The sequence below is a fragment of the Bacillus sp. AFS040349 genome (genome assembly GCF_002577655.1).
Classification (GTDB): Bacteria; Bacillota; Bacilli; order Bacillales; family Bacillaceae; genus Metabacillus.
The window spans coordinates 1-5,516 of the sequence record NZ_NUMC01000086.1 but is presented as its reverse complement, the minus strand read 5'-3'; the positions used below and the strand labels follow the sequence as shown (position 1 = coordinate 5,516).

At 32.6% G+C, this 5,516-nt stretch carries 7 protein-coding genes; all 7 read right to left on the bottom strand.

Annotated features, from left to right (window positions below):
• Window positions 1–223 precede the first annotated feature (223 nt).
• Window positions 224–487 (bottom strand): hypothetical protein, encoded by a 264-nt coding sequence (locus COD11_RS18570; protein WP_066790627.1) that lies wholly within the window; start codon window positions 485–487, stop codon window positions 224–226.
• A gap of 131 nt (window positions 488–618) precedes the next feature.
• Window positions 619–1,083 carry a hypothetical protein gene (locus COD11_RS18565; RefSeq protein WP_098798380.1) on the bottom strand — a complete coding sequence of 155 codons (465 nt, stop codon included), beginning with the start codon at window positions 1,081–1,083 and terminating at the stop codon, window positions 619–621.
• 246 nt (window positions 1,084–1,329) lie between these two features.
• Window positions 1,330–1,545: a hypothetical protein gene (locus COD11_RS18560; RefSeq protein ID WP_066790631.1), complete on the bottom strand. Its 216-nt coding sequence runs from the start codon at window positions 1,543–1,545 to the stop codon at window positions 1,330–1,332.
• 151 nt (window positions 1,546–1,696) lie between these two features.
• A complete protein-coding gene (locus COD11_RS18555; protein WP_098798379.1) occupies window positions 1,697–2,047 on the bottom strand; it encodes a hypothetical protein in 351 nt (116 codons plus the stop codon).
• Between the two features lie 73 nt (window positions 2,048–2,120).
• Complete coding sequence (locus tag COD11_RS18550) at window positions 2,121–2,510, bottom strand: hypothetical protein (RefSeq protein ID WP_098798378.1); 390 nt, start codon at window positions 2,508–2,510, stop codon at window positions 2,121–2,123.
• Between the two features lie 74 nt (window positions 2,511–2,584).
• Complete coding sequence (locus COD11_RS18545) at window positions 2,585–3,100, bottom strand: hypothetical protein (protein ID WP_098798377.1); 516 nt, start codon at window positions 3,098–3,100, stop codon at window positions 2,585–2,587.
• A 1,090-nt stretch (window positions 3,101–4,190) separates the two neighbouring features.
• Window positions 4,191–5,090 (bottom strand): tyrosine-type recombinase/integrase, encoded by a 900-nt coding sequence (locus COD11_RS18535; protein WP_098798375.1) that lies wholly within the window; start codon window positions 5,088–5,090, stop codon window positions 4,191–4,193.
• Window positions 5,091–5,516: the final 426 nt, after the last annotated feature.

Here is a 5,516-nt window from a genome sequence, read left to right as displayed (position 1 = left end):
CTTTTGACACTACCTTTTCATTTGCTTTTGTCCAACGTTCTACACTTGAGTTTAGTGAAGATACAATTAAAAGAGTGAGAAACGTAATAGCAAGGCCAATGCTTCACAGCAGATTTTTCACCTTCTTTAGAAGATGAAACGATAAAAGCCATATTACAACTCATTACAAATCTCTCCCTTATTTTCATATTGAAATGCTCTGACAAGTAAACACCTATCGATACTACTCTTCTATAAAATGTGGAAATCTTGGTATGATTCCACGGCTTTTAATATTGACGTAGTCAGAATTTACCCTCTGAACTACTTTGCTATCAGGTTGCATTATGACGTACCACAATATAAAGTTAGAATCTTCATCAAAAACTTCTGCTAGTACGTAGACTAATGAGCCCTGATTATGCCAAACATCTATCCCTGCAATATTCACACCAAAACTTGCAGTTATTTCTCCAATATGGAATTTGTTTTCCTCATTATTTATCACTAAAATACCTCCTTTTTGAAGGGCGCCACATATGTGGCTCTGATTTTAACCCCACTCTAATTATCAAACAATATCCCTTCTAAGTGTCTGCAAGACTCTAGTCATATGGCTGCTTTTAATTTCAAATAATTCTAATCTGAAATTTTATAGCCCTTATTTCTTAAAATTTCAATGAGACCATAAGCCATTTCAACATGATGTTCATGACCATCTCCGTGCAACTCAAAGTCAAATTCGTCCTCTTTACCTTCAAAGTAGTCATATTGGTTGATCCATTCTACATTCCTAATAAACTTCTTAAGATAGTTCTTGCTTATCTCACAAGTGGTGTCACATACTTTTCTTATACTAATTTCACCTTGCCCCCAGTAAATTGACTCATCCGACAGCATGAAGAGTTGATTGTCATATTCAAAGAAGTAGTTGAAAATATCTCCCGTTTCCTTACGGTAGATGATCTCTTTATTTTTGAAATCGTTCTTTTTCCAAAGAGAATAAATATACCACCCCATTACTTTAAATTCCTCATCAGTAAGTAAATCATTGCTATCAGGAAACATCTCTCTTAATTCTTTCGTTTCATCCAATGTGAACATCTAATTCTCCCCCTGACATTTCATTATCTTAATGATCATTAATGATTCTCAAAAAACGAATTTGTTTAGCAATTTTGCGCTCAATGTTTGCTAGATAATATTGTTGTTCTGACTTTCTTGCCAAAATCTATCAATTAATGAACGAATGACACTCAATTCCTTTTATAAGTCTTGTAATCTTTCACGCCTTGAATTATTCATTCCCTGCCACTTTTAAATATAACGAAGGTTCTGGTCAAACCTCCGTTACAAATCCTCTTCGATAAGTGAATCAAATAGATCCTTGATTTCACTTTTAGTAGAGTTTTTGAGACTAATCCTCTTGATAGGAATTTCAAAATCCTCTTCGCTTATAACTTCAATATCTTCTTTACGATAGATTTTTTCTTCTTTTATCTCACCGTTAAAAACTCTAGTTACTCTTACATTACCTTGTTCATCATAATCAATTACCTTTACCATTTTATCTCCTCCTTATCTTGTTCATTTTGCTTATAGTAATAAAACTTAAGCCGAATTATAATTAGGATTTAGTGTTGGGGCACGATAGTTAAACTCCATATTTAATTTAGGCAAATGCCCGTTACTATCTGCCCCCTAGTGGACTATATCCTTATTTGATGCTTTGTCGGTATTTTTTACTCGTAGGCATCCAACTTACCCTTCTTGTCCACCCATTTTCATAGGCTAAATCTAACCTTTCTTCAATTGTTTCAATAACCTTATCCCAAGTTTCATCATCAACGTCACTATAATCCCATTTCCATGCTCCAAAAATCTTAAACATCGGCTCTTTTTCACTAGTTATACCTGTACCTTTTAAGACCTCTTGAAGAACCCGATTTGGTCTAGGAGCCAGTGGATCGCAGTCAATTAAAATAAATTTTTTTGGTCCTTTTGTTTCTTCTGTCTCCTCCACTATTTGTGCATTTCCTTCTGATATCAATTTTTCAAGTTGCATCATTTCATAACACCCCTATTCATATTTTTGCTTGCTGATTGTCCACTTACCTCTATTTTTCAAACATAGCAATTTTTCACTTCGAATTAACTGCACTCTCTTCTGGCGATGATTTTAATTCTTCTAAAAAAAATTCTTTTAAATTTTTTGGTTTTATAAGATAATCACCTTCAATCACCCTGAAGGTTACATCCTTACCGATGAATAAATTTAGAATTACAGGGTTTGCAACATGTACAGGAGATATTATTAATACAGTTGATCTTCTTTTAAGTCTCGAAAAATATTTTTTTCGCATATTAACATCTCCAAGGTTTGAAATTCCACAACCATTAACAATATTGAGGTTGTTGCTCTGAGCAAATATATCCGCCATCATACAGTACTCAAAAAATTCCTCAGCAGAATTCCTTGTTCTCCCTAAAATTGTCTCTGGTAATAATGTAAAAAATGTTACGTTTTTCATAAACAATCATCTCCTTGTATAGTTTTATAGTCACTTTTCACTAAATCAGAAACGGTTTCCTTCAATAACGAACCCTAATAGGCGGATACGTTAATACCAGTGGTAGATTCGTATTCATCTATTAATTCATTCGAAATTTTTGCCAATTTTTCATAACTGTTTAGTGCCTTTCTATATTTAAATCCGAGATTTTCCCATTTAACTTTACTGGTTCTGACTACATTGTGAAGATCAGACCTTAATTGTTTGTTAGTAATCTCCTCAATTCGGTATTTTGTTTTGCTGCTGTTAACTTCAATCAAAATGAAATCAAACCCCTCTTCGATAAAAAGATTGATGATATCCTTCTTAAAGATTGAACGATCCTGCACAGCAATCGTGTCGATGCCTTGCTTTCTTAATATACTGATAAAATACTGAGCAACTAGTGGATTACTCTTATAAGAATGGTAATTGGCAACACTTAACCCTTTAACACTTTCTAACAAGACTCCTAATACACGGTGTTTCAAATCTAGGTCTATGCTGTCATCCCTTTCAACACTTAAGTGAACCATATAACCAATCTTATAAACTCCATTATTTTTCATAAAAATTTCCTCCTTAGATATAAAGTAATTTAATTCGAATAACATAGATAAACCCTTCACTCTAATTGAAAACTTGCCTTAAGACCCTAGAATATTCGCAATATTCCGTCTTTAATTGTTAGATTAATACCATTTGCACCCAACCCCCATAGAATTTAATTATCTTATTCAATTGTTTAGTCTTAAACTTGAAGACATTAGAAAAATCCGCACAAAAAAATCTCCTCCTCTTTATCACAAATTGAAAAGAACAAAGATATATAACTAATAGACTCAAAGTATGCATGAAAAATTAAAGCATAAGCAAAAAAAGGCATACTCATGCACAACGATTATGAGTAAGAATTCATAGTGAATCACAAACTCATCATCATATTAAATTAAGTATATTAGTATATCTATTGTTCTCTTCCCTCTAAAGTGATAAAAAGAAAGAGATTTATTTATAATATATTAAAATCTAAAATTTAAAATTAAACTACACTAAACTAAACTAAACTAAATCATGTATTATAATAACTTGATTAAATGTTATCACAATAATTATTGGATGTAAAGGGCCAAGTTGGGTTTTTATCTAATTTTTTCTAATAGAGTACAACCCTAACAATAAATTCTACTATATAAAATATATTAGAATCTTAAACAACCATCATATATTCGTATAAATTAAAGAAGTGAAAAACTGAATACCCTATTATCAAGGATAAAGGAATACTAATTAACAGCAGTTTTTCTTGGCATTTGGCAGCATTTTCTTTTCCCTGTTTTAAAACGTTCGGTAGAAACTTAATTCCCAGGATCATCAATAACCATAGAAGACCTGCAATACAGAAATAACTGGATACGTAATCTAAATAATACATTCAATCCTCTCCAATCCAATGTTACGAACGTAGTGTTTTTCTTTTAAGAATATTTTAGCGCGTATTGATAATTATTTCCGCAAACGGAAGAAAGGAGAGGCTCCTAGGTAGCCTCTCCTTTGCGTATATTCTATATATTAGTATATTACACCCCCATTATAACGCGTATAAGTAGAGGAATAAACATCTTTTACATATTTCTCATTCTCAATAGTTTAGGTCAATTAAAATTCTGTTTTCTTAAGGGCGTTCTGCAGTTCTTTTATAGATGGAGTAACATAAATTCGAGTAGTATCCATCGAACTATGACCTGCTAAATCTGCTATAGATTGGAGCCCAACTCCACTATCTGCTAACTGCTTGCAGTAGGTGTGTCTTAAGGAATGTGGAGTAATCTCTATACCAATTTGAGTGCTATACTTTTTTAATATATGCTGAGCGGCTCTGGTACTTAATTGACTGCTTTTGCTGCTAACTAAAATATAATCGGAATCTTTCTCCCTATTTTCCAACCAAAGAAGTATGTGTGCCTTTGTTTTTTCGGTTAGGGGTACGACTCTATGCTTAGATCCCTTACCCAACACATTTACTAAATTATTACGAAACGAAATTGAATTCTTTGTTAAGGAGCATGCTTCCTCAATTCGTAACCCAAGATTCACTAGAAGAATGATAAGTGTTTCATGTAATAACCCTTTTTGAAAATTTTTATGTTTTGTTAATTGTACTGCATGTAATAAACGGCCTACTTCTTGTCTTGTTAACCAACGAATGGTATTCTGTTTTTGAACCTTCATAACTGAAATCTCTCGTCCTAAATTAACCGGAGAATACTTGGATTCAAACAAATAGTCAGACCATTTTTTTATTGAAACCAGTCTTCTGTTAATTGTTGCAGGTGATAAGAACGAATTTATTTTGATTTCACTTTCAAAATCTTTTATGTCAGTTTTCGTTATAGCCTCTACCATAATTGGATCAGAGTATCTGGAAAACAACCAATTCTCTAAAAAGAGTAAATCTTGCACATAACTTTTGATAGTATTCATACTTCTGTTCTGTTCGATCAAATGGTTTCTAAATTCATTAATTGAATGAGAAAAAGTAACTGGAATAATTTCCATTAGGGGAACCCCTCCTGCACTATGTTATACGACGAAAATTGAATACTGAATATTTATGTTATGCGACGAAAAAATATAGGCTGAGCCATAGGTTTTGTCGCATAAGACATATTATCTGACAAACTAATTATTGGTCGTATTATAACGCGTTTTGAACTCATTGCCAGCACCATTTCATTTTTAAAGTATTTCAAATAATACTGCGTAGTGTTTATTGTCGAATATAGTTTAGTTGTTTCTCAGTAACCTTATATTCGTCACACCCATAACCGAAATTCAAATATAAATTGTATGTACCATCACTGTTGAGGCTGGCACTTTTATTTTGTGCCTGCAGATACATACTCCTAACAGCCTCTAAGTCATTACTATTCAATAGTTTCATTTTTGTCCCCTCCTTATTACCCTACGTATTGTCAAAACTTC

What these genes read in the sequence shown, in the direction of transcription:
- COD11_RS18550 (WP_098798378.1), bottom strand. Translation starts at nt 2,510, where the DNA reads ATGAAAAACGTAACATTTTTTACATTATTACCAGAGACAATTTTAGGG.
- COD11_RS18565 (WP_098798380.1), bottom strand. Translation starts at nt 1,083, where the DNA reads ATGTTCACATTGGATGAAACGAAAGAATTAAGAGAGATGTTTCCTGAT.
- COD11_RS18560 (WP_066790631.1), bottom strand. Translation starts at nt 1,545, where the DNA reads ATGGTAAAGGTAATTGATTATGATGAACAAGGTAATGTAAGAGTAACT.
- COD11_RS18555 (WP_098798379.1), bottom strand. Translation starts at nt 2,047, where the DNA reads ATGATGCAACTTGAAAAATTGATATCAGAAGGAAATGCACAAATAGTG.
- COD11_RS18545 (WP_098798377.1), bottom strand. Translation starts at nt 3,100, where the DNA reads ATGAAAAATAATGGAGTTTATAAGATTGGTTATATGGTTCACTTAAGT.
- COD11_RS18535 (WP_098798375.1), bottom strand. Translation starts at nt 5,090, where the DNA reads ATGGAAATTATTCCAGTTACTTTTTCTCATTCAATTAATGAATTTAGA.